This window comes from Methylobacterium frigidaeris (assembly GCF_022179185.1).
Lineage (GTDB): Bacteria > Pseudomonadota > Alphaproteobacteria > Rhizobiales > Beijerinckiaceae > Methylobacterium > Methylobacterium frigidaeris.
In genome coordinates, this window is record NZ_BPQJ01000042.1 from 23,905 (window position 1) to 48,615 (window position 24,711).

Here is a 24,711-nt window from a genome sequence, read left to right on the forward strand (position 1 = left end):
AATCTGCTGTTGAGCTTGTCGATCGAGGACGTTGAGATAGGCGCCGGGGAGCCCCAGCAACAGCAGGGCTGCCCCAGATAGCTGAAGCTGTCGTGCTGGGCTCAGGATGTCCCCAGGACCAGCGGGGCAGCGAGGGGCATCCGAGGCAGCAGGACGCCCCTCGAACGCACTGTATGACGCTCCTAGCACCTCAGGTGTGCGCCGACCATGTCGTCGAGCGATCCGACGGTGGCGCCCCCACGACCTCGACAACTCGAGGTGCAGATGCAGGTCATGTCACAGCAGGAAGACCGCCGACGCCCGTTCTCGTCGGCACGGTTTAAGATGAACGGCATTCAGGTCAGTCGGCAGGAATTCCGTGAACATCTCCGGGCTTCGATATCTATAGAAGCCCTACCGCTGACGAGCCGTTAGCCATATCAAAGACCCACACGCCTTCAACATATAATTCAGCTATGCTTGAGTCGCGCGACCTTGATCGGAATGCGACGACCGAGTTGTCTGCCACCTTCATCAGGCTTACCGGCGGAGCTGTGACATGACAGCACCTACTGATGAGCCACACTCAGAAGAGGGCCACCAAGGTCACGCCCGCCACCATCAGGATGCCCCCGAATACGCGCCACAGGCCAGCTGGATGAATGTCGAAGCCTGCCCAGCCGAAATGGTCGAGCACCAGCGATGTCAGCACGCCGGCGGTTACCAGCGTGCCGAGGAAAGCTCCGGCCCCGACCTTCGGCGCCACGAAGAGTTGGGACAGCGTCAGGAACGCCCCAAGGATACCGCCGAGCCACGCCCACCAGGGGATCTGAGAAACCTGCTCTTGATCGGGCAGGCTCAGCCGGCCGGAGAGGAGCCCGACGGCCAGCAGGGCACTGCCGCTCACTACAACGACCACGAGGCCGGCGAAGAACGGCTGCGTCGACGTCTTGGCGAGCGTCGAGTTCGGTCCGGGTTGGATCGCGTTCGCAACGCCAGCGATGAGGGCGAAGCCGTAGAGATACCACATGCAGAATTCGATCCTTTCATAAGAGTCCGAGCCGTTCGCGCCGCATCAGTCCCTGCTTGGTCGCAACGGTGCGAACTGGCTTTCGGCCGGCCGGGACACGAGCCGGTAGAAGGCAACGAGGGCGACCCCGAACACCACGACGCCGAACGCCGGCGCGAGGTGGGCGAGATCCGGACCCACAAGGGCCAGCGAGGCAGAGCGGCCGGTCAGGGTATCGGCCGCCGCGAGCAACACGCCAACGAAGCTCTCGCCGACAAGGAAGCCGGACGCCAACAGCACGCCGCGCCGGCGCACCGGCTCGACCACGGTCTCGCGTGGGCGCTTCTCCGCTGCGGCGGCGCGATGCAGGGCGCGGGTTCCGAGCCAGCCGAGCACGCCGCCCACCGCGATCGTCATCTCGACCTCAAGCGGCAGGTACATGCCGATGCCGACGGTCAACGCCGGGAAGGTGAGCCCGCGCCGCCGCAAGAGCGCTTCGAGTGCGACGAAGCCGGTGCCGAGCCCCATGCCGATCAGCACCATCGTCCAGGGCAGTTCCCCATGCACAATCCCGCCCGCGATCTGCGCCATCAGGGCCGCTTGAGGCGCCGGCAGCGCCGCACGCGCTTCCATGCCCTCGCGTGGCAGGGCGCCAACGAAGCCGTAAGCGCCGTAGAGCAGGGCGAGAAGCGGTGCGATGACGACGGCGCCGATGCCGACGCCAACCGTCAGAGCGACCTGCTGGCGCCAGGGCGTCGCGTCGACGAGTTGACCGGTCTTGAGGTCTTGGAGGTTGTCGTTGGCGATCGACGCGATAGTGACGATCACGGCGGCAAGCAGCAGGGCCATGCCGGTGACGAATCGCTGGCCCTCCTCGTCCACTGGGTGTCCGACAAGGATGGGCAACAGGACAGCAACTACCATGGTGGTGAGGATGCCGATCCCGGATATCGGGCTCGACGACGAGCCGAGCAGACCCGCGAGGTAGCCACACGCCGCCGCCATCAGAAATCCGAACAGCACGACGAACAGCGTCGCCGCCACGATGAGCACAGGGAAGACCCCACCGAGGTTCGCACCAGATGCAAACCATGCCACCAGCCCTGCCAGGGGCAGTGTGAGGGCAGCAGCCGCCAGGCCCACCCAGGTGATCGGGATGTCTCGCTCGAGCCGCGGCATCTCCCGCAGGGCGCGTCCCTCGCCCGTCCCACGGGCGCTCCTCAGGGCGGAGCGGATGCTGGTGAGGATGGGCTTCGCGAGCGTGCCGACCGTCCATACGCCCCCGACTGCAATAATGCCGGCCCCAATCAGGCGGACCTGACCGGCCCAGATCGCATCGGCTGCTTCCGCCGGCGACGAGCCCCGGTCTGGCCCAAACGTGGCGAGGAGCGGCACGGCGATGCCCCAGGAGAGCACCACGCCCGTGAAGAGGGCGAGGCAGGCGCCGATGCCCACGAGGTAACCGACCCCGACGAGCGCGAGCGAGAAGCCGGTACCAAACCGAAATGGTGCCGGTCCGAGGACGAGCGTCGTCCGCACACCGTCGGCGAGGAGCTTCAGGCCGCCTGTCGCGAGGGCGATCGCGCCGGAGGCTGCGGCCGCGACGAGGAGCGTGCGCAAGCCCCCTCCTTCCTCGCCTCCCGCCCGGCTCTCGCCCGCGTGCAGCACCTCAGCGGCGGCTTGGCCCTCTGGGTAGGGCAGATCGCCCCCAACCACGAGCGCGCGGCGCAGCGGAATTGAGTAGGCGACACCGAGGAGACCGCCCACAAGGCAGACCATGCTCGTCTGCCAGAATGGAAAACCATGCCAGTAGCCGATCAACACGAGTCCAGGCAGGACCAGGATGACATTGCACAGCGTGCCCGCGGCGGAGGCCTGCGTCTGGACGATGTTGTTCTCGACAAGGCTCGCGCCGCCCACGGCTCGCAGCAGCCCCATGGAAATCACAGCGGCAGGAATGGACGACGAGAACGTCATTCCAGTCTTGAGGCCCATGTAGACGTTGGCGGCCATGAACACGACGATGATGGCCCCGCCAATCAGCAGCGAGCGCCCGGTCAGTTCGGTGCCTCGGCGGTTCGTGTCCTGAGCTTCGTCCATCGGGCACCCTGGCCTGTCGCCACGGGCGCCAACGCAATCCATCTATCGAAGGTCTGCAGTCACTTCGCCGCAGGATGGGCACGACAGAGCTTCGTTCGGTGCCCTAGCTTTATAGCAGCGAGTGGCTCTCGGACATGCGCCGTCCACTCAGGAGCCCGCCCTCAAGCGGCAAGGGTGTCGAACTGCAGGGCATGCGCACGGCGGCTCACGGCCGGCCACTCGTTCGCACGGCGCAGCGGGATCCTGGCTTCGATGAGAAGGTCATCATCGAGCAGGCCCTGCGCCACCTCGAGCGAGGCTTCAGGGAAGGCCTCCGGAATGGCACGACCGGCCGCATTGATGTGCGCTTCGCGCTCGGGGCCGTACTCGATCAGAACGTGCTTGAGGACGCTGAGCATGGCCGGGGTGTACCCGCCCGAGGTCCCCACCCGGTAGTGCGCGGCGGCCACGGGCCGCTGCCGGATCAGGGCAGCAGCGGGTTGAGCACCGGCGCCAGCGCCAAGCCGAGAACGAAAGCTGCGACAGCCATGCGACGGAATTGGTTCGACGTGACCATGTGAGCCTCCAAGGCAGCTGCTTTCAGCCGGCGTTGCGAGTGCTCGTACCCGTCGGTGATTGCGTGCGTGTGTTGTGCACCGAGGCGAATTGTTTCGTGGTGCGGAGACGCACCGGATCTCGCACGATCCAACTCCAGCGGAAATGGACCTTCCAGGGGGACACCTCGACCAGCAGCGTGCTCATCGTGCTGCCCTTCCTCGCTCGGCAGCATGACCCATCGATCAGGAGGCCGGAGAACCTCACCAGCCTCTCAGCTCCAGGGATAGCACCCAACCCCTCCGAGCCCGCCCACGCCCTAACCTGGGCCATCCCTGTGCCTGATGCCTGACGGGACTGCCCCTGACATCGAGGGGGAGGGGTAGGGTCGAAAGTCTGGGGGGGTTCAGGGGCATTTACCGCAATGTGTGGTCGAGGCAGCAGGCATAGAGTTCATCCCCGAGAATGGGGGTGGGACTGGCCTCAGGATGCGCAAGCCGGGCGGCGGGCCACCCGCCGCGGACAAGGGTCAGGAGTGAGCCGCCGATGAACCGCCCCCGCCTAGTCCTGACCGAGCTGCGCGAGTACCGGTCCGATCGCACCGGCGCCACCTACTTCGCCGGGTATCTCGGCAAGACCCGGGTGGTGATGCTACGCGACGATCGCGCCGAGCTCACCGGCCGCGAGGTAGCGCGGTGGGGCGTGCTCCTCGAGGAGCCACAGCCGCGTGAGGAGCGCCAGGCGGCGACCGGCAGCGCCGATGGCGACCGGCAGGTGCGGCCCGCCTATGAGGAGCGCCGAGCCATGCCGCATGCCACGACTCGGAGCATCGGCGGCCAGCGCCGGAAGTCCCCTGCGAAGACGGCCGCGGACCAGCGAGCAGCTGAATCGCTGCGGAGCCGCGGCATCGATCCCCGATCAGAGATTCGGCAGGACGATCTGGACTTCTAAGTAAGCCAGAACATCGGCGACGCCGATTGGGCGCAAGCTGCAACCATTTTGAGACGCTGCAAGACCGACCTGAAGCGGCACTCGTTAACATTTTTCCTGATACTCGCACAATCTTCATCTTAGTAGAATTTTTGCAATGATAGGAGGTCAAAAAATTAGGATCTGAAACGTCTCTGTGAGTCTCCCATGCGAGCCCGGAGCTGATCGCTTGAGCGGACTTTCTCACGAGCATGCAGTTCCCTCCCGGGTGCCGTCGCGAAGCACTCTCGCCCTGCGCTTTTTCGTGGGCTGCCTGTTCGTTCTCGTTCTCGCCCAAGCGTTCAACGCCACGCTCACGACGGCGGCGATCCGCAAGACGCAGTTCGACTCCGTCGCGACGGCTGCGCGCATCGTCAGCGACGATTGGGCTTTCCGCATCCAGAATGCCCTCCGGTTCGGCAAGCCGATCGAGCAGATGTTCGGCCTCCAGGAGATGCTGGCCTCGATCCGGATCGATCTCCCGGACGTCTCAAGCGCATTCGTAGCCAAACCCGATGGGTCGATCGTGGCCGGTACGCGCGAGGAGCAGGACGAAGCCGTTCGCGACAGCGTCCGCCGGCTTCTTTCGGCTGCACCGTCGAACACGCAGGCCGCAGGCACCGCGACGTTCCGGGCCATGACGGTCGGGGACCGGCACCTGTTCGTCACCCCCTTGCTCGGACGACGGGGAGCCATCGCTGGCGGGCTGGTCCTGAGCGTGCCGCAACTGGTTGTGGCCAAGGCGGGCTGGAGCCTGGCCCGCGGCTATCTCGGCGTCCTGGCTGCCATCACCGCCGGCGGTGCCCTGGCTCTCCTGGCAGCGACCGTCGCGGCGAACCGGGTCGAAGCCCTCGGCAGGTCGCGGCGCTACGCCATGGCAGTCCCGCTGGTGGTCATCCTCGGCACCCAGGCCGTGTCCTCCTGGTACGCCATCGACACCTTCCGTAAGGTCTACCTGTCCACGACCCTGGCCAATGCTGAGCGGTCGCTGACCCGCCTGTCCCTCGACCTTCAGCGTCTCGCCGGGCGCGGCATCAGGCCCGAGGAAATCGCCGGCTTCGACGCGCCACTCGGGCGGATGAAGGTGGCCATCGCCGAACTCGGGGCGGTTCAGGTCACCAGGCCGGACCGGTCCCTCGTCGCCGCCGTGCCGCAAGCCGTCGGAGGGGGCGGGGGGCCTCTGCTGATTGAGCACGACGTGCGGTCCGGTCCGGAGGGGCCAGTCATCGGCCGAATCACCGCCGAATTGTCGGATGCGGCCATCGCTGCGGGCGTCCGTCAACGCCTGCTCGACTCGGCTACCATCATCCTGACCTCGCTCCTGTTCATCGTCGAGCTACTGGTCCTGTATGGGGTGTTGATCCACGCCCAGTCCCATGCTCAGTCCCATGCGCAGAAGGGCTCGGGTAGCCGGGTCCAGGCCGGCGCCCGCCCCGACAGCGCGGCCGACGGGCACCATCTCCTGGCCCGTCCAGCGGCCTTCATCCTGCTCTTCGCCTGGGCCTTGCCGCTCTCCATCGTGCCGCTGCGGATGGCTAGCCTCGCCTCGGACATGACCGCGATTCCGCGGCAGATCCTGCTCGCCCTGCCGATCTCGGCGGAGATGCTGGCTGCCCTGGTGACGGCGCTGCTGGCGGGCTGGCTCACGGACCGGCGGGGTTGGCAATTCCCGTTCTTGATCGGCGTCGTGGTCTGCGCCCTGGGCTCCGCTCTGTCGGGGTTGGCGTCGGATCCCCTGGCCTACGTGGCCGCCCGCGCGGTGGTCGGGCTCGGTTACGGGCTCGCCTGGATGGGCATCCAGGGTTACGTTTTCGCATGGTCCGCCGCGCGGATGCGCACGCAGGCAGTCGCCAACCTCGTCGCCGGCATCTTCGCCGGGCATATCTGCGGCAGCGCCACCGGTGCCATGCTAGCCGGGCAGCTCGGCCAAGCAGGGGTCTTCCTGGTTGCGGCCGTGGCGGGACTGGTCCCGATCCCGTTCGCAATCCTCGCCATGCGCCGGTACTTCGGTGTGCCGGCCGCCAATGTGCCGGCGGCCGTCGCTGCCCCAGTAGCCAACTCGGCGATCGAGGCCGGACCTGGCGGTTTCGGCGTCCTAGCGAGGGACCGCAGCTTCGTGGCCCTGCTCCTGCTCAGCGTCGTGCCGTTCTCCGTCGCTCAGGTCGGCCTGCTCTACTACACGGTGCCGGTCTACCTCGCCGACCGCGGCGTCGGGCAGGCCGACATCGGCCGGATCATGATGATCTACGGCTTGTCGGTCATCTACGTCGCGCCGTGGCTCGGGCGCCTCGTCGATCGCTTCCGGCAGAAGAAGCCCTTCATCGTGGCCGGGGGGCTGATCGGCGGGGCCGGGCTCGCCTTCTGCTATTTCGATGCCGGCGTCACCACCCTGATCGTCTCGGTGTTCCTCCTCGGCCTGGCGAGCAGCCTCGGCGGTCCGGCGCAGTCGAGCTTCGCCCTCCACCTTCCGAGCGTGCAGCGGGTCGGCACGGGACGCGCCATGGGCGTGCAGCGGGCAGCCGACAAGCTCGGTCAGATGGCCGGTCCACTTCTCGTCGGCGCTCTCTTCGCCAGCGTCGGCGTCTCCAGTGGTCTCCTCGTCACCGGGCTCTACTACGTCGGCTGCACCCTGCTGTTTGGCCTGCTCGCGTCCGAGCGGACCCCTCTCACCTCGAAAGCCCATGCGTGATGGCGAACCTCAGGATCCCGACGGTCGGCCTGGAGCTCGAGCTTCCCATCATCGCGCGCGCTACGGGCGTCAGCGCGGATGCAAGGGGGCTGTTCCCCCGCCTCTATCAGCGGCGCCTCGCCCAGGGCGGCGTGGCCGTACCCATCCAGTGCGGCGGGCTCACGATCGGCGTGCGTGATCCGCTGATCGTCACCTCGCTCGACAACGGCTTCAACAACGTCGAGACGGCGATCGGCCCGTGCCGCGACCGGGCGTGCGGCGAGACTGCGCTCAACAGCCTCGCGCGCCACGTCCACGGCGAATTGCAGGAAATCCGGGACACCCTCCGTGAGGACGGCCTCGGCTTCCTGGCGATGTCGCAGCATCCCGACGTCGCGATCACGCCGGACTTCTACCGCCGCATGAGGGCGCCTAAGGCGATCTACGATTACTGGACCGGGATCCGGGGTTGGGATCACGCCGCGGGAATCGACGCGAAGGCCCAGAACGGCCCGACGACGGGCGTGCCGGCCGACGCCGCCGTCGCGGCCCTCAACGTAACCCTCCTGGCCGCGCCGGCGATGATCGCCCTGTTCGCCAACTCGCCGTTCGAGAACGGATCGCCGACCGGCTGGAAGGAGACCCGTCTCAGCATTTGGGAGCGGATGTTCGCCCCGGCTGCCTTTCTGGCCGATCGTCGCCAGCACGTGACGCCGAGCCGACAGTTCGAGGACATGGCCGACTACTTCGAGTGGACGTTCGGCGCCGGCACCGCCATGCAGGCGATCCCCGAACCGGGCGCGAGCTACAAGGCCGCCGGTCGGCTCCTGCGCGTTGCCGGCGATCCGCCGCTGCTCGCCTTCCTGCGGGCCGGGCGGACCCGGACCCACACTCTCGACGGCTCGAACGGAGCCGAGGTGCAGCCGAGCCTCTCGCACCTCGAGGATCTCCAGTTCTCCCACTTCCTCGATGGACGGATCCGGTTCCACTTCGGCCATCCGCCACCGGTCGGCGCCTTTCTCGAGGCGCTCCGGGAGCGCACCGTCGAGTCGCTATTCGAAACTCATTGCAGCGCGCTGTACATCGAGGGGCGGGCTTGCGGCGCCAATTTCCCCGATGCGGAACTCTGCGGGCTGAGCGATCCGCTCGTTTCGGCTTCGGTCACGATGGCGGCTTCGGCGATCCAGAAAGGTCTGATCGCCAATCGAGACGCCTTCGCCCGCATCGCCCGCGTGCTCGCCTTTCCGGATGTGCAGGCCGCCCGGTTGTCGGCCATGCGCCACGGCCTGGCAACCGACGTGGGCCCCCGGAACACGCCTCTCGCCCGGATCGCTGAGGTCGTCCTCGAGGAGGCCGAGCGGGGATTGCACGACGACGAGCGATGGATGCTGCACTACCCGATCCACGTGCTTCGCACCGGAGACACCGGGGCCGACCGGGCGCTGCGATCCTACGCCGCCCTGCCCGGCTCGCCGCGGCAGCGCGTGCGCGAGATCATGCAGGACCGTCTCGTCACCACGCTGCCCCCTGTGCCGGATCTGCGGCAGCCCGTTCTCGATCTGCCGCGCGCCGTTGGGTTCTGACCCTCAGGGCGTGGTCGCCGGTGAGCGAACGATCTCGTCGCTGGCGACCAGGATATCGAATGGGGGAACATAGCCGATCGCCTTCGCGGTCGTGTAGTTCAGGGCGATCTGGGCTGGAGCCTGCCAGATCTGGGGAAGGCTGCGCGGCCGGGCACCGTTGAAGATCCGGGCTATGGTCTCGGCGTGGAAGCGGCCGACGTAGAGGTAGTTCGACTGAGCCACGCTCATCAGGACCCCGGCCCGGACCTCAGTCTCGCCGAGCATCGAGAACGACGGGATCCGTCCAGTTATCAAGGCCTGGGAGATGGCCGGCAGCGTCGCTGCGTTCACGCCGCGATGCACCGTCACGTAGACGGCGTCGGCCTTGACGGCGAGATCTCGGTAGCAGGCGATGGCCGCCTGATCGACGACCGCCTGCGCCGTATTGCTGAAGGGCGCCTTGCAGCCCACGACCTCGAACCCGAGCTCTCGTGCCGCGGCCTCGACCGCTGGCAGCGCCGCGAACGACCGCCCTTCGGTGCTGTCTTCGTAGACGACACCGAGGCGCTTGAAGCCGAAGGTGTTCCAGAACAGCTCGACTTGATCGTGGTAGCGGGTCGGCTCCACCTTGGCGTTCAGGTGGTCGAACCCAGAGTCTTCGGCGCTCGCCACGATCTTCGAGCCGACGGGATCGCTCGTCGAGGCCACGATGACCGGAACGGTGACTTCGCTCGTGGCGAGATCCTGCCCGGCCCAGGTTCCGAGTGCGAGAACGAGATCGAGATCGCGTCGCTCTTTCAGGCGACCGATGAGTTCCGCGCGTGTCTTGGTACGCTTTGAGGCATCGAAGTTGCCCGGCGCATAGCGTGCATCGGCGACGAACTCGATGAAGCGGCTGTCGACGCGCGTCGCGAGCCACTGCCAGGTCTGGAACGGATCGAGCCCAGCAGGAATGTCCACGCCTTTGAGCCAGCCTAAGGCGGCCAATCCGTTTACGATCGATTTTAGGATGACGACATAATCGGCGTACTGTCCGCCTTCATAGTACCCGATCCGCCATTTTGTACCGTCTTCCTTCAGTTTGGGCGTAACAGGCCAGGTAGCGGCATTTGCGGCAAGCTGCTGATCCGGCAAGGCAATTGCCGGCGAGGGGTGTGTGATCCCGAGGCACAGAACGGCAGCTGTCGCAAGGAGGGTAGATTTCAGCATGTGACGGCGTGCAGCCCCTGCAGAGGTGAAGAGGATACCATGACCGGCGGGCCACAGGCCGGCGGACCACAGGCCCTCTCGGATGGTCAGATCTTCGCCCAGGAAGCTGACGATTTGGTTGTGATGCATCGCTGGACGACCGGTGTGCCTTTTGTCGTCAGGTGTTGCAGCGCGCTTGGCACGCTCCTCCCGCTGTTCGATGCCCATGACCGAGAGAAGTCCGGCGCGCTGATGGCGGCAATGGACGCTTGCAACAGCCGGTTCGGACGTGGCGCCGTGGTGCCGGCGCGGCGCCGGACCTCTTCCGGCGGGCGGACACTGCTCTTTACGAGGCCAAGGCCAGCGGTCGGAACCAAACCCGACGCGCGGCTGCGGTCGAGGCGCGGGCGGCGGATGCGGCGCTCTACCAGGCCAAGCGGCACGGTCGCGACCGCGTAACGGCACAGCTCGATCAGCATCGTGGCATCACCGACAGTGTGGGTGCATTCTGAAGTCTAGCCCGACGCCGCCCAATGGAAGCAAAAGTGATGCGCAGCAGCGCTCGGTCGCGCACATCGACAAGCGGTGCTCGTGCAAGCAGGTGATGTGCAACTTCTCGATTGCCACGGTGGTGACTGCACGCGCGCTCCTGCGGGGGCGAGACCGCGTAGTCCTTATCGTTGGCGAAAGCTCGAAGCGTGTTGGCATCTACGTCGGAGCGGGCCAGGTGCTCGAGGGTAGTCGCGTCTTCATCGGTGAGTAGGCTGGTGAACGTACGTCACGATTGGCTCATGCTTGCGCTTACAACCTGATCAACTTCAAAGATTCCTTATGGCCATACATAAGGGGCTGGCGCTGTCTGCTAGTCGCTTGGAATGAAAAGGAAGACAGGCCATCCAAGGTCCTCAGAAAGTTTATCATCTGGCGTTAACGAAATAATAGAGCATTATATACACCCTGTGAGTACCGAGGACCCAGCGCAGCGCGTGTCGATGGGGCAGGTTCGTCACATTTCTCATGATCACAACTTGCGCCTGTGCGACCAGGAGCGTCATGCAACCTGATTGCCTCGTTGTGTCGGCCAGGAATGCGACTGGAAATAACGCGCTCTGACTTGCTTGAGGTTTTGTATGTCTTCCCTGCGCCTTTCGCTGCGTACCTCGCTGATCGGACTATTTGGCTTTCTGGGACTGCTCGCAATCGCGCAGGGAGCCTCCGGAATCCTGGCACTCAGAACGGTCGAACACAGCATCACGGACGTGGCCGCGCAATGGCTGCCCTCGGTCGATGCTGCCCATCAAATCAACGCGCAGGTCGGCGAGTATCGCATCAAGCAGTATCGCCTCATGACTGCGTCACCCGATCCGCGCGCGCTCGCCGAGAACGAAGCCCGCGTCAGGCAGGTAGCAGAACAACTCGCGCAAGCGCGCGCACTCTACGAGCCCCTGATCCGGACGCCCGAGGCGCGCACCACCTACCAGCAGTTCGCTGCCCTGTGGGCGCGCTACGAGGTGCAGAGCGTGCAGGTCGCCACCCTCATGCGGGCGGAACAGCGAGCGCAAGCCTACGCCCTGTTCACCGGCCCCGAGATGCTGCGCCTCCTCAACGAGGTGCGCGACACGCTCGCCAAGGGGGTGTCTGCCAATCGTCAGGGCGCGCAAGCCGAGGCTGACGCGAGCGTTGCAAGCGAACGGAGCGCCACACATCTCGCCTACCTCATGGGGGCGGTCTCGCTTCTTGGCGCTCTCGGCGCAATGCTGTTCAGCTTTCTCGGTATCTCACGGCCGCTCTCCCGTATGACGGCCGCCATGAAACAGCTGGCTGCCGGCGATCTGACAGGCGTTGTGCCCAGTCAGCAGCGCGGTCATGAACTTGGCGCGATGGCCGCCGCCGTCCAGGTGTTCAAGGACGGTCTGATTCGCGCGAAGGCGCTGGAGGAGGAGACCGTGCTGGCCCGCGCTTCGGCCGAGGAGCAGCGCCGCGCCGGCATGCGCCAGATGGCCGACACTTTCGAGGCGGCCGTCGGCGGCATCGTTGGCCAGGTCTCGGCCTCGGCCACCGAGCTCCAGGCCACTGCCCAGACCATGACCGCCACCGCGACCCAGACCGCCGCGCAGTCGACTGCCGTGGCGGCCGCGGCCGAAGAGGCGTCCTTGAACGTTGGCACCGTGGCGGCCGCGGCGGAGGAGCTCGGCGCCTCGGTCCAGGAGATCGGCCGTCAGGTCGACGGCTCGGCGCGGCTGGCCCAGGCCGCTGTCAACGAGGCCGGTCAGACCGCCTGCCAGGTGCGGGCGCTGACCGAGGCGACCGCCCGCATCGGCGACGTGGTCGGGCTGATCTCCTCGATTGCCGCTCAAACCAATCTCTTGGCCCTCAATGCCACGATCGAGGCGGCCCGCGCCGGTGCGGCGGGGCGTGGCTTCGCGGTGGTGGCCGCCGAGGTCAAGGAACTCGCCGGCCAGACCGCGAAGGCGACTGAGGAGATCACCAGCCAGATCGCGGCGATTCAGTCGTCGACCGGCCAAGCGGCGGGCGCGATCGGCCAGATCACGGCGCGGATCGAGGAGATGTCGGGTGTTACGACCTCAATCGCCGCGGCGGTGGAGGAGCAGGGTGCGGCGACCCAGGAGATCGTGCGCAACGTGTCCCAGGCGGCGACCGGCACCGGCGAGGTGACCGGCAACATCGCCGGGGTGGCAGGTTCTGCGGAGGAGACGGGCGCGGCGGCTAGCCAGGTGCTGGCCTCAGCCTCGGAGCTGTCATGTCATGCGGAACGCCTCTCGGCCGAGGTGGCGCGCTTCCTCGACCGTGTCAGGGCAGCTTGAAGAGCCGAGAGGTTGCAGTGTGTTGTGATCCTAGGTAGCTCCGCAAAGTCGCTCAGAACTCTGTCGAGTGGGCGAGAGGTGACTGATCTGCGTCAGCCAGCGCCCGACGGACCATTCGGGCAAGGCAAAAAGGCTGTAGCTGCTACGGCGGGATGACATGGACTCAAATAATCCGTGGCGACGACAGAGGATTATGCGCACTCTGTCACTTCAGGCTCTATGCCTGATCCTGGCGGGCATCGCCACCGCACTCGTCGGGATCTTCTTCGCGCTTGAAGATGTGTTTCTCACCCTATTCCGATAGGCGCCCCTGGGCACAGCATAACCCAGCGAATGTCTGTACCGTCGCCAGGCTTCGCTGATAAACTCGATCGCCTTGCTGTTGCGGCCGCTCTTCAGCGAGGCCGGTGGGTCGGGCTTCCAATCGGAGGGAACGCCCCGGCCCGCTACCTCTCAGTTTGCCCGGGCAAGGACACGCCTGACTTTTACTGGCCACCTTGGCGTCCTCAAGCTGTAGAAACACCGCGAGCATTTAGCGCATTAATTACAACCTGCACTAATTTTTTGACGATACTTTCGATAGCCAATTGGTAAGCGAGTTCCGAACGATTAGTGGATCGATTTATGTGAAATGTAATATTTATTTAGCATAAATTCAGGACCTGTTACTGTATTATCTATAATTTAACCTCTATGCCGTTCATTCAGTCTGGAGAGGTCGCGATGCAGTCAATATTAACCTGCGTTATCCAGAACCATGACGAGAAAATCTTGTTTCTCGCCGTCGTCGTGTGCGCAATCGGCATCTGTGCCTCATCAGCAATCGCCTCGCACGCCGCCCGATCCGAAGGTCTGACGCGGCGCCAATGGGCCCTCGCCAGCATCGTCGCTTCCGGCTGCACGGCCTGGGCGACTCACATGATTGCGCTGCTCGCCTTCGAGCCCGGCATGGCGGCCGGCTTCGAGCCCGTCCTGACCGCCCTCTCCCTCCTCCTCGTGATCGGCGGCATCGGCGCCGGCGTCTGGCTCGCCATCGGCCAGCGCCGCCGGGCGCGCCGCTTCGCGGCCGGAGCGATCCTGGGGCTCGGCATCACGGCCCTGCACTACGTCGGGCAGGCCTCCTACCGCGTGACCGGGCATGTCTCGTGGGACATGGGCCTCGTGGTCGGCTCAATCCTGGCGAGCCTCGCCCTGTCCGGCCTCGGGATGGTTGCCGCCGGCGAGCGCAGCCATGCACTTCGCCGCGGCTCTATCCCGCTGCTCCTCGGCTCGATCGTTGTCCTGCACCTTTGCGGGATGACGGCAATGGTCCTGGTCTACGACCCACAGGTCCCGCTGCCGGAAAACGCGGTCGCCCCATCGACGATCGCCCCCATCATCGCGACCGTTTCGTTCGGTCTGCTGATACTCGCTTTCGTCGGTCTGCGCATGACACTGAACGCGCGGGCGCAACTGCGCCGGGACCGCGAGCGCCTGCGCGAGTTGGCCAGCGTGGCGCTCGAAGGGCTCGCGGTCTGCGATGAGGCCGGGATCACCACGGCCAACCGGAGCCTTGAGCTCCTGTCGGGCATGGCCCAGGCCGAGCTGATCGGCCTCAGCCTCACGCGTCTGCTGCCGGGCCTCGTGCTCGCCGACTTGCCGGAGCAGGAGGAGCGCGACGCCGAGCTGATCGACAGGAGCGGGCAGAGCGTGCCCGTCCGGGTCCTGCGCAAAGATATCGCGATCGGCCACAAGCGTCAGACCGTCGTCGCTTTCCGCGACCAGCGGGAGCGCCTGCGCTCGGAAGCCCGGCTGCGCGCCCTCGCCTTCACCGACGTGGTGACCGGCTTGGCGAACCGGGCGCGGTTCGGGGACCTGCTGGCGCACCATGCAGCCGCCTTGCGGGAGCAGAACGTCGGTCTCGCCGTGCTGATGCTCGACCTCGACCGGTTCAAGTTCGTCAACGACACGCTCGGCCACGCGATGGGGGACGAGCTGCTGCGCAAGGTCGCCGCCCGCCTGCGATCCGCCATCAGCGAGGAGGACGTCGTTGCGCGCTTAGGCGGCGACGAATTCGCGGTTCTCCTGCTCGGGGTGACAGATGCCGCAGGCCCACAAAAGATCGCCGCGCGCATCGTAGAGGCGATCGACCGGCCCTTCCTGCTCGACGGACAGCTCATCCACGTCGGCGTCAGCGTCGGTGTCGCGATCGCCCCGGCCGGCGGGAGCACTGATGGCAGCCGGCCCGCAGAATTGCTGCGCAACGCCGACCTCGCCCTCTACAAGGCCAAAGCCGAGGGTAAGGGAACATTCCGGATGTTCGAGCCGGCTCTGGCCGAGCGGATGCTGGCCCGCAGCCGGATGGAGGCCGACCTGCGCCGCGCCCTGGACGTTGGCGAGTTCGAGCTGCACTTCCAGCCCCTCGTCGACGTTCAGACCGGGGAGGTGACGGCGGCGGAAGCGCTGATCCGCTGGCGTCATCCCGAGCAGGGACTGATCGCCCCGGCGGATTTTATCCCCCTGGCCGAGGAGACCGGCCTCATCGTGCCGCTCGGCGCCTGGGTGCTGCGTACCGCCTGCACGCAGGCCATGGCGTGGCCGCGAGCGATCAAGGTCGCCGTCAATCTGTCGCCGGTGCAGTTCCGCGACGACCGGCTGCCAGAGACCGTCGCCGGCATCCTGAAGGCGACCAGCCTGGAGGCCGACCGCCTGGAGCTCGAGATTACCGAGGGCGTCCTGCTCGACGACGAGGAGCGCACGCTCGCGATGCTGACCAAGCTCCGGGCGATCGGCGTCGGCCTGTCTATGGACGACTTCGGGACCGGCTACTCCTCGCTCAGCTACCTGCGCCGCTTTCCCTTCTCCAAGATCAAGATCGACCGCTCCTTCGTCCGCCTGCTCCCTGACGATGTGGAGAGCGCGGCGATCATCCGCGCCATCATCACCATGGGGGCGGGCTTAGGCATGGCGACCACGGTGGAGGGCATCGAGACCGCGGAGCAGTATGCCTTCGTGGCGGCCGAGCAGTGCGGGCAGGTGCAGGGCTACCACGTGAGCCGGCCGTTGCCCAGCGCAGCGTTCCTCGGCTTCCTGACTGGCCTGGAGGCGGCGGCCTGAGAGACAGGAGCGAGGCGGAGGGCGACCGGGATGGGTGGGAATCCAGATTGGATGCTCAGGGCGGGTGCGGGCCTCCTCTCGCGGCGATCTGTCGGCCCTCGGCTCCCCCGGGACAGGGAGCGGCACCATCACGGCTCTGGACAGCCGACGCGGCGTCGATCGAGGATCCGGCGACCTGGTGTGACGGCAGCGGCACAAGGGAAAAGCGGCTGCTGGAGCGCGGTGCGGGTGGCCCAGGACGGCCTCCGTACCGCGCGCGCACGTCCGCGCAGCGCTCGAGCGTCCGCATTATCCCGTCGAGGAGCCGAGCGGCGGCCCGGGCGTGATGCAGGTGCCGGCGGTGGTGCCAGTGGAACCGGAGCTCCAGCAGGCGGCAGTGCGCGATATGGGCCAAAGCGCGCAGGACGGGCTCCGGAGCCGGAGAGACGGTCACCGGCCCGCCTCCGTCACGGTGTAGCCGGCGTCGCCCCAGGATCGCACCAGGTCGTGCATCAACATAGATGGCCCAGGTTGCGCCGACACTGCTGCTCTCGAACTTGAATTATTCAAGATCAGAGTCCGTGGTGAGCGGCAGCTGGGAGGAAATCGGAAGCTGATGAAGCAAAACTACAACCTGAAATTGTCTAAATAAACTCTAACAGGTATTGAGGTCAATTTACCATGATCGGCCTGTTTAAATAGGTACCAGGCACAGATGTTTCTGATGCTTTAACGATAAATTAAGTATATTTGTAGAGCCATCGAACACTTCTTACGACATAATATCCTATCGCTGGCACCATCTGATTTCGCGCCGGTCCGGCGACAGAAGAGCAGCCAAGGTGCTGCCGGAGGATCGTCTATGCTCACCAAGATCTACGATCGCGACCTGCGCGCCAAGCTGGCTGCTCTCGACAGTGTTCAGGCAATCATCGAGTTCAAACCCGACGGCACCATTCTCGACGCCAACGCCAACTTCCTCAAGACAATGGGCTACCGGATCGACGAGATCCGGGGTCGACATCACCGCATGTTCGTCGAGCCGGCCGTGCGCGAAAGCGCCGCCTACCGCTACTTCTGGGAGGCGCTTGGACGCGGCGAGGCGCAGGTGCACTCTTTCAAACGTCTCGCCAAGGGTGGCCGCGAAGTCTGGATCGAGGCCAGCTACAATCCGCTTCGTAATCGCGCGGGCCAAGTGGTCAAAGTCGTCAAGTTCGCGACCGACGTAACTGCCCAGACTCAGCGATCAATCGAACTCGACGGGCAGTTGGCGGCGCTCAACCGCTCGCAGGCCGTCATCGCCTTCACCCCCGACGGGATCATCCTCGACGCCAATGCCAACTTCCTCACGGTAGTCGGATACACCCTCGACGAGATCCGAGGTCAGCATCACCGCATGTTCGTGGACCAGGCCGAGCGGGAGAGCCCGGACTACCGCGGCTTCTGGGCCGCGCTACTGCGAGGCGAGTTCCAATCGGCCGAGTTCCGCCGCATTGCCAAGGGCGGCCGGGACATCTTCATCCAGGCCACCTACAACCCCATCACCGACCAGGAGAACCGGGTCGTGAAGGTGGTCAAGTTTGCTACCGACATCACGGCTCAGGTGCTGGAGCGGCAGCGCCGAGCCCACGCGCAGCAGGCGATCAGCACCGACCTTGACGCCATTGGCACTGCGGTGGCGGACGTGACACGCCAGACGACCCAGGCGACCGGATCTGTCGCGCGCATCGCCGCAGACATCCAGGCCGTGGCTGCCGGCGCCGAGGAGCTATCCGTCTCGGTCTCGGAGATCAGCCAGCAGGTCAGCCATTCAGCGCGTCTTGCCGGTACAGCTGTCGAGCAGGTTCGCAGCACCGGCGGCATCGTGGCAGGGTTGAGCGGGCAGGCCGCGCAGATCGGCGAGGTGGTCGGCCTCATTCAGGGCATTGCCGGACAGACCAACCTGCTTGCCCTGAACGCGACCATCGAAGCGGCGCGCGCTGGGGAGTCCGGGCGCGGCTTCGCGGTGGTGGCCTCCGAGGTGAAAGCGCTCGCTGCCCAGACGGCCAAGGCGACCGACCAGATCCGCGCCCAAATCGCCGCGACGCAGGACGCAACCCAGCAAGCGGTCGAGGCGATCGGCACGATCGGCACCACCATCCGCTCCCTCGACGAGGCGTCGGCCGCCATCGCGGCTGCGGTCGAGGAACAGTCAGCTGTCACGCGCGAGATGTCGGGGAGCATGCAGACCGCTTCACGGGGAGCGGCCGGTATCGCCCGCAGCGTCGAGGCCATTGCTCAGGCCAGCGGACGCGTGGATGTGGCGACGCGCCAAGTGCGGGAAGCTGCCCGAGCGGTTGCATGATCCTTGATCCGTAGGGCCGCAGGGCGGGCGCGCGACCTCAGGTAGGGCATCAAGGGCTTAAGCAGTTCTCGTCGTTGCCAGGAGCGACATCGGTCGGAATGCTGACGATTAAATGAGATGCACATCAATTTAACGGTTTCTACATCTTAGGCTTGCATACTCCAGGAGCGTAAAACGACGCTGTGTACCTCCTCCGCAGGGTGCCGAGCGTGGGCGAGACGTTCGCGACCGCCATCATTCGATCGCTGCCCGGATCCGCTATGCATCAGCTCTACGCCTGCATCACAGAACAGCACGATCTGCGGTTCGTTGCGGTTGCCGCTGTCATCTGTGCCCTCGGCACCCACTCAACGTTCGCTATCGGGCGACAGGTGTTTCGCGATCAGGCGTTGCAGGAACGGCTCGCCTGGGGAACCGCAGGCGTGGTGACGACGAGCGTGGCGATCTGGGCCACGCACTTCATCGCCATGCTCGCCTTCGAGCCGATCCTGGAGATCGGCTTCTCCATCGGCCTCACTGGCGCATCCTTGCTGATCGCCGTCCTCCTCGTCGGCTCTGGTGCCGGGCTGCTCGTAGCGCAGCCGACCTTGCTTGGCCGCATCCTCGGGGGCGGCGTCATCGGACTTGCCATCTCGGCCATGCACTACACCGGCATGAGTGCCTACCTTGTGCAAGGGACCCTGCACTGGGATGCCTGGACCGTTGCTACCTCGGTTGCCGTCGGCACCGTGCTGGGCAGCCTCTCGATGGTCGTTGGCTTCCATCGGCGGCGCACGATCCGACGCCTCGCTCCGGTGCTGCTGCTGGCCGCGGTCTGCGGCACCCACTTCATCGGCATGGACGCGCTCACCATCAGCTTCGATCCCAGCGTCGCCATTCCCGGCGGCAGCATGAACACGACGATCCTCTCGCTACTGACCGCCAACGCCGCGCTGCTGATCCTCGGCGTGTCGCTCATTGCCCTGCGTCTGTGGCGTCTGAACAAGTTGCGCCACGAGGCCGAGAGCCAGCGCTTGCGCGACTTGGCCGATATCGCCGTCGAGGGCCTGCTGATCTGCGCGGGAGACACGATCACAGGCATCAATCACAGCCTGGAACGCGTCCTGTGCCTGCCACGGGAGGAGCTGATCGGCGCGTCATTGCAGCGGTTGCTGCCCGACCTTACCGTCGCCGACATCCCCATTTCCCGTGAACTGGATGCCATCCTGCTCGGCGCGGCCGGCGAGCGCGTTCCAGTACGGGTGATTGCACAGTCGATCGTGATCAAGGCAAAGCCACATACCGTCGTGGCCGTGCGCGATCAGCGCGAGCGACTGCGCTCCGAAGCCGAGATGCATCGCCTCGCCCACCATGACACTCTGACCGGATTGGCCAATCGGCGTCGCTTCAACGAGGTGCTGGCCGAGCGCTTCGCCTCGCGCCACGACCAGGACGCTTTCGCGCTCCTGGTACTCGACCTCGACCGCTTCAAAGCTGTCAACGACACGTTTGGGCACGGCATGGGCGACGCCCTGCTCTGCCGCGTGGCGCACCGCTTGGAGCGGGCCACGCACGACGACGATCTCGTTGTGCGGCTGGGCGGCGACGAGTTCGCCATCCTCAAGGGCGGTGGCACTGAACTGGGAGAGATCCAGGCCTTGGCCGAGCGCGTGATCGACCTGCTCGGACGTCCGTTCTTGATCGATGGGCACGTGCTCAACATCGGAGCCAGCGTCGGCATCGCCCTTGCCCCTGGTGACGGCACGACGCCGGAGCAGTTGATGGGCAGCGCCGACCTTGCGCTGTACGGCGCGAAGGAGGACGGGCGGGGTCGTTACCGCGTGTTCGAGGATGGCATGAACGCGCGCATCCAGGCGCGGCGCTCGCTGGAAGTTGATCTGCGGCGTGCAATCGCCCGGCAGGAGTTCACGCTCTACTACCAGCCGCAGGTCGATGCACGCACGGGCGCCTATGACGGCGCCGAGGCGCTGATCCGTTGGCACCATCCCGAGCGCGGGCTTGTCTCGCCGGTCGACTTCATCCCCCTGGCCGAGGAGACCGGCCTGATCGGACCGCTTGGGGAATGGGTGCTACGCACCGCCTGCACCGACGCGCTCACCTGGCCTGCGAACCTAACAGTGGCGGTCAACCTGTCGCCGGTGCAGTTCCGTGATGCGCGCTTGGCCACGACCATCCGGGGCATCCTGGCCGAGACCGGGCTGCCCGGCTCACGGTTGGAGGTGGAGATCACCGAGGGATCGCTGCTGCAGGACGAGCAGCGCACGCTGACGATCCTGCGCGAGTTGCGGACGCTCGGCATTCGTATTTCGATGGACGACTTCGGCACCGGCTACTCGTCCCTGAGCTACCTGCGCCGGTTCCCCTTCGACAAGATCAAGATCGACCAATCCTTCGTGCGCCAGACGCCGGAGGACAAGGACAGCGCCGCGATCGTGCGCGCGATCGCGATGCTGGGCACGAGCCTTGGCCTGAAAACCACGGCCGAAGGTGTGGAGACGCAGGCGCAATCAGAGTTCATCACCAATGAGGGCTGCGACCAACTCCAAGGCTATCTGATCAGCCGTCCGGTTCCGCTGGAGGCGATCACGGCGCTGTTTGCCGGGTCGTCTCCGCTTGCACTGACCGCATAGGGGTTCCGACCCATGCCGCTCCACCGGCTTCTCTACACCAGCGAAATGGCTCTCGTCGGGAGCGAGACAGAGGTCCGGCAGCAGGTCGCGGACATCGTTGCCCGATCTGCCGCGCGGAACGCGGCCGATGGTCTGACAGGCGCGCTGCTGCAGACGCGGGGCATGTTCATCCAGGCGCTGGAGGGGCCACTCGCCGCAGTCGAAGCGACGTTTGAGCGGATCTGCTGCGACCTGCGCCATCGGCGGGTCGATCTTCAGGAGTTTGTCCGCGCTGATAGCCGCGTGTTCGGCGAGTGGTCAATGGTCAGCATTACGCCTGACCGCACGATCGAGAAGCTGTTCACGGCAGCGGATCTGCTCAACGATCAGGAGCATGAGGCGGTGTCTGCACAGGCCACCATCCAGCTCATGCGATCGTTGCTGCTGACCGACTCTGTGCCATGAATTATTCAGACTTACAATCAGCACGTTTCATTTAGATTGCCAGTGCTGAAAGTCTGTGGGTTCCAGATCGCGCGCAATCAGGAGGAACGCGGCCGGTTAGTGGTTAAGGCGGTGTGCACTCGCTTCTGGGTCGTTGTCAACAAAACGCCGGGTATCCTCACACATCAGGACAACATGCGCGAGGGCCGGCGGCAATCAGGCGGCTTCGGTGGGGGCCTAGCGAATGAAGGCCAGCACATCGTTCAGTGGAAGGGAGCCAGGGTACTCAGGGAAGGCGAGGCTCACGGGTGCGCCGAGGGCCGCCATGATGTCCCGCAGATCCTCCACCCAGGCCCCGGCCTCGGCCTGGGTCGCAAAGCCGGTGCGGACCATCGTCTTGTCCGCTCCAATGGTCACCGTCACGGCAAATCGTCCGTCCGGCATGTCGAAGATTTGGTAGCTTACGCGGCGGGCCATATGAGAAATTTAGGGCGGATTTTCCCAGAAACAGGGTCGGGAAGGAACCGGGCCGCGATTTCGGTGGAGACATTCGAGAAGTACGATCCGGCCCCAGCCAGAGCGGTCGTTCTCTCAGATGTCTTGACTTTTGAACCGATGTGAGTGGTACGAAGACCTATTCGGCCAGGCGCGTCCCAGCCGTTCTGGTGCTCGGCCTGACGCCTTGGGGTGCTGATCGTCGATATCGATCACTTCAGATCGGCAACGACCGGCACGGTCATCTCGTGGGCGATCACGTCATTCGTGCCGTTGCCGGCATCATGCAGCGCGAGCTCGGTGCGATCGGTCGGATCGGTCGTCTTGGAGGCGAAGAGTTCGCGTTGATCTCCAATGACTGCGATGAGGACGGCCTGCTTCGCCAGCTCGACATCTTCCGGGAAACGATAGCCCGGACGCCGGTCCATGTTGGCTCGACGATCGTATGGATTACGATCTCGGCCGGGGTTGCGACACGCAGACCGAACCAGTCGTTTCATGCGCTGTATGTCGAGGCCGATCAGGCGCTCTATCGCGCCAAGACCGCCGGTCGTAACCACATTGTGGTCGCTCCCATTCAGACCTTCCCATCTCAGGATGGAATGAGCCTGCCGCTGACCTCGGCAAGCTAACCTACGGCCGAGTTCGGTGACACCTTGTCCAGGGCGGTCGGCTTCTGCTTCCCACCTCCATACCGGACGTTCCCTCGCAACCAGCTAACTGCTTCCCGCTCCATCAGGTCCTTTGATGGTGGCGGATCGAGGGTCCGACTGGGACCACATCCGGCTGGGCCCACGAGGCACGCTGCTGGCAGAGCTGTCCCACGAGAGCTGAAGCTGTCGTGCTGGGCTCAGAATGCCTCAGGACCGGCAGGCCGACGCAGCAGCATCACACTACAGGAAGGCACGTGAACGCGCTGTACGACGCTCCTCGCGTGCCCCTTCGCTGGCCGCCCTCCCTCAAAAGGTGGCATGATGCCGGCTATGACGACGCTGGCTGAGCTTCCCATCTGGACCCTGCTGACCCGGCCAAGCCTTGAGGCACTGCTCAGCCGCGACGGCAGTATGCCCGAGGCGATCAAAATCGCAGCCGACCTCCACGACGTCAGCGTAGCCGATGCCCCTCTGTTGGCCCTCACACGCCTGATGATCCAACGTGCCCAGGCACTCGACGGCCTCACGCTGACCGCAACAGGTGCGTTGAGCCGCATCGATGTGCGCGCGTTTTTCGACGAGATGACGTGGCCGGGCTACGACAAGGCCAACGTGTTGGTAATGAATAAGGCGCTCAACGAGGCTGATGTGATGCCAGTCGAGATCACCCGTCGGATAGCTCAAGACCTCAAGCTACTCCGCAAACGCGAGAGGCGGCTGCTGGCGAGCAAGGCCGGTACGATGTTGGTCCGAGAGAATCAGGCTGCCGCGTTGTTCCGGCAGCTATTCGCTACCACGTTCTGGGAGATCAACTTGGCGTATTTCGACAGGGTGCCGCTCGAGGCCTGGCCACAGAACCACATTGGCATCGTGCTGTGGTGCCTGTCGGTTGCGGGGCATGAGTGGTTCAAGGCTGAAGACCTGATACGTACGTGCACGGTGTGGGACGACACGCTTGATGAAGGTCCGCTTGATTTCGCGGGCTTCGCCTTCGAGAGCCGGGTGCTGCGGCCGCTCACGTGGTTCGGCCTCATGGAAACGCGGCTAGAGGGCGAAGACGATGTGCCGGATTGGCGTCGAGCTCGGCAGTATCGCAAGACTGCATTGTTCGATCGCGCTCTGCGATTTGAGGTCCAAATGAACAACCCTTCGGGCGTTTCACACTGAGCGCTCTCGCACTTAGGATTGCGTCCGCAACTATCAGCAGGAACCTGGCTCACGACCGAGTCCAACACCGGCATGGGCACGACGTCGGCGTAGGCAATGCCGTCGAGGACAATGCACTCGTGGAGGTGTGGCGAGAGCGGGTTAAGACCGGCAGCTTACGCGGTGATGATCCCGATGCCCACGCTCGTGATCCACACGCGCGGCATGACGCGCCCCCTCACTGTAGGTGGTGTCGTCCTTCGTATAGGACGTCTCAGGACCGGCGAGTGCGCCGGGGGTGTGCCCGGGCAGCGCAGCAGCCTTGAACGCTGCCCTGGACGCGCTGTGGAACGCCCTGGCTAAGGTGAGCCGTCGAGCCCCTGGACTGGGAGTGAACAATCCCCCTCCCCGCGCCAGCTGCTTGGGATGCGAACGAGTCTCGCCGTCAAACGACGAGCAGCATCGGGGCTGCCGATGCTGCTCGTCACGCCGCTATCAATGTAGCTCACACGGCCTTCTTGCGGCGCTCCGCCATCATGAGACCCCGAGCCACCGCCGCTTCCTTGATCTGGGCGTCCAGCTCCCCCGCCCTCACCGCGTTGATCAGGGCGTCGATGATCGCCGGCAGCTTGTCGAGGGTGCCGATGCCGATGGCGGCCTTGCCCGGCTGCAGCGGCATGGGCTTGCCACCGACCCGGAGGATGAAGTGCGTGGTGCCGGCCTCATCCTGGAACCAGCCGCGCCGCACACGGCGGTTGACCTCCATGCGCACGCGCTGGCCCTGGGCATCCTTGCGCATGCCGAGGGTCTTGGGGGGCTGGTACGCCCGGCCTTCAAGGGTCGCCGTCACCATCTCCTTCTGCTCGGCGAGCTGGCCCAGCAGCTTCTCCCGCGCCCGCGCGAGGGGATCGTTGGCCGACACGGCGGGAGCAGCAGCGCTGAGCTTGAGGGTCTTTAGCACCGACATGTGTGTGTCCTTCGCTAGAGCACGACCAGTTCTCATGTCCAGAACACTACTGCCGTTGTCCCGCTGTTCAACCGGAGATTAGATCGTGATGATCTAGGACGCCGCTCCATCCGTGATTGATCGCAAAATGCACCAGGCCGCACA

18 protein-coding genes are annotated in these 24,711 nt (G+C 65.3%); 10 read left to right on the top strand and 8 right to left on the bottom strand.

What is annotated here, in order from left to right; all coding sequences use genetic code 11:
* Positions 1 to 565 precede the first annotated feature (565 nt).
* The 4 genes from MFF64_RS28775 to MFF64_RS28790 all read right to left on the bottom strand — a co-directional run bounded on the left by MFF64_RS28775 (position 566) and on the right by MFF64_RS28790 (position 3,829).
* Positions 566 to 1,009, bottom strand: a complete 444-nt coding sequence (locus MFF64_RS28775) for a DMT family transporter (protein WP_238192974.1) — start codon at positions 1,007 to 1,009, stop codon at positions 566 to 568.
* Between the two features lie 45 nt (positions 1,010 to 1,054).
* Entirely contained in the window at positions 1,055 to 3,088 is a 2,034-nt protein-coding gene (locus tag MFF64_RS28780; protein ID WP_238192975.1) for an OPT family oligopeptide transporter, read from the bottom strand.
* Between the two features lie 161 nt (positions 3,089 to 3,249).
* Positions 3,250 to 3,537 (bottom strand): hypothetical protein, encoded by a 288-nt coding sequence (locus MFF64_RS28785; RefSeq protein ID WP_238192976.1) that lies wholly within the window; start codon positions 3,535 to 3,537, stop codon positions 3,250 to 3,252.
* A 130-nt stretch (positions 3,538 to 3,667) separates the two neighbouring features.
* On the bottom strand, positions 3,668 to 3,829 hold the full coding sequence (locus MFF64_RS28790) for a hypothetical protein (protein WP_238192977.1): 162 nt from the start codon (positions 3,827 to 3,829) through the stop codon (positions 3,668 to 3,670).
* Between the two features lie 339 nt (positions 3,830 to 4,168).
* Between MFF64_RS28790 and MFF64_RS28795 the strand changes: the two genes are divergently transcribed.
* The 3 genes from MFF64_RS28795 to MFF64_RS28805 all read left to right on the top strand — a co-directional run bounded on the left by MFF64_RS28795 (position 4,169) and on the right by MFF64_RS28805 (position 8,842).
* A complete protein-coding gene (locus MFF64_RS28795; RefSeq protein WP_238192978.1) occupies positions 4,169 to 4,573 on the top strand; it encodes a hypothetical protein in 405 nt (134 codons plus the stop codon).
* Between the two features lie 283 nt (positions 4,574 to 4,856).
* Complete coding sequence (locus MFF64_RS28800; protein ID WP_238192979.1) at positions 4,857 to 7,280, top strand: MFS transporter; 2,424 nt, start codon at positions 4,857 to 4,859, stop codon at positions 7,278 to 7,280.
* Positions 7,280 to 8,842 carry a glutamate-cysteine ligase family protein gene (locus MFF64_RS28805; RefSeq protein ID WP_238192980.1) on the top strand — a complete coding sequence of 521 codons (1,563 nt, stop codon included), beginning with the start codon at positions 7,280 to 7,282 and terminating at the stop codon, positions 8,840 to 8,842. Before MFF64_RS28800 ends, MFF64_RS28805 begins: the two co-directional genes overlap by 1 nt.
* 3 nt (positions 8,843 to 8,845) lie before the next feature.
* Here MFF64_RS28805 and MFF64_RS28810 read toward each other — a convergent pair whose 3' ends face one another.
* Both MFF64_RS28810 and MFF64_RS38650 read right to left on the bottom strand, forming a co-directional pair.
* Entirely contained in the window at positions 8,846 to 10,159 is a 1,314-nt protein-coding gene (locus MFF64_RS28810; RefSeq protein ID WP_238192981.1) for an ABC transporter substrate-binding protein, read from the bottom strand.
* Positions 10,117 to 10,488 carry a hypothetical protein gene (locus tag MFF64_RS38650; protein ID WP_165795587.1) on the bottom strand — a complete coding sequence of 124 codons (372 nt, stop codon included), beginning with the start codon at positions 10,486 to 10,488 and terminating at the stop codon, positions 10,117 to 10,119. Before MFF64_RS38650 ends, MFF64_RS28810 begins: the two co-directional genes overlap by 43 nt.
* Before the next feature lie 660 nt (positions 10,489 to 11,148).
* On the opposite strand from MFF64_RS38650, the gene MFF64_RS28820 reads away from it, so the two are divergent.
* The 5 genes from MFF64_RS28820 (at position 11,149) to MFF64_RS28840 (ending at position 21,327) form a co-directional block, all read left to right on the top strand.
* A complete protein-coding gene (locus tag MFF64_RS28820) occupies positions 11,149 to 12,834 on the top strand; it encodes a methyl-accepting chemotaxis protein (RefSeq protein ID WP_238192996.1) in 1,686 nt (561 codons plus the stop codon).
* A gap of 693 nt (positions 12,835 to 13,527) precedes the next feature.
* Positions 13,528 to 15,930, top strand: a complete 2,403-nt coding sequence (locus MFF64_RS28825; protein ID WP_238192982.1) for a bifunctional diguanylate cyclase/phosphodiesterase — start codon at positions 13,528 to 13,530, stop codon at positions 15,928 to 15,930.
* Positions 15,931 to 16,771: 841 nt separating this feature from the next.
* Complete coding sequence (locus MFF64_RS28830; RefSeq protein WP_238192983.1) at positions 16,772 to 18,253, top strand: methyl-accepting chemotaxis protein; 1,482 nt, start codon at positions 16,772 to 16,774, stop codon at positions 18,251 to 18,253.
* Positions 18,254 to 18,462: 209 nt separating this feature from the next.
* On the top strand, positions 18,463 to 20,883 hold the full coding sequence (locus MFF64_RS28835) for a bifunctional diguanylate cyclase/phosphodiesterase (protein ID WP_238192984.1): 2,421 nt from the start codon (positions 18,463 to 18,465) through the stop codon (positions 20,881 to 20,883).
* A 12-nt stretch (positions 20,884 to 20,895) separates the two neighbouring features.
* Positions 20,896 to 21,327 carry a BLUF domain-containing protein gene (locus tag MFF64_RS28840; protein ID WP_099902955.1) on the top strand — a complete coding sequence of 144 codons (432 nt, stop codon included), beginning with the start codon at positions 20,896 to 20,898 and terminating at the stop codon, positions 21,325 to 21,327.
* A 216-nt stretch (positions 21,328 to 21,543) separates the two neighbouring features.
* On the opposite strand, the gene MFF64_RS28845 is transcribed toward MFF64_RS28840, so the two are convergent.
* Positions 21,544 to 21,729, bottom strand: a complete 186-nt coding sequence (locus tag MFF64_RS28845) for a hypothetical protein (RefSeq protein ID WP_238192985.1) — start codon at positions 21,727 to 21,729, stop codon at positions 21,544 to 21,546.
* A 242-nt stretch (positions 21,730 to 21,971) separates the two neighbouring features.
* Here MFF64_RS28845 and MFF64_RS28850 point away from each other — a divergent pair, with 242 nt between their 5' ends.
* Both MFF64_RS28850 and MFF64_RS28855 read left to right on the top strand, forming a co-directional pair.
* The gene (locus tag MFF64_RS28850) at positions 21,972 to 22,433 is read left to right on the top strand and encodes a GGDEF domain-containing protein (protein ID WP_165795729.1); all 462 of its coding nucleotides are present in this window, start codon (positions 21,972 to 21,974) and stop codon (positions 22,431 to 22,433) included.
* A gap of 351 nt (positions 22,434 to 22,784) precedes the next feature.
* Complete coding sequence (locus tag MFF64_RS28855) at positions 22,785 to 23,621, top strand: hypothetical protein (protein WP_238192986.1); 837 nt, start codon at positions 22,785 to 22,787, stop codon at positions 23,619 to 23,621.
* Positions 23,622 to 24,105: 484 nt separating this feature from the next.
* Here the strand turns inward: MFF64_RS28855 and MFF64_RS28860 are convergent, their stop codons facing one another.
* The gene (locus MFF64_RS28860) at positions 24,106 to 24,567 is read right to left on the bottom strand and encodes a hypothetical protein (protein ID WP_238192987.1); all 462 of its coding nucleotides are present in this window, start codon (positions 24,565 to 24,567) and stop codon (positions 24,106 to 24,108) included.
* Positions 24,568 to 24,711 lie beyond the last annotated feature (144 nt).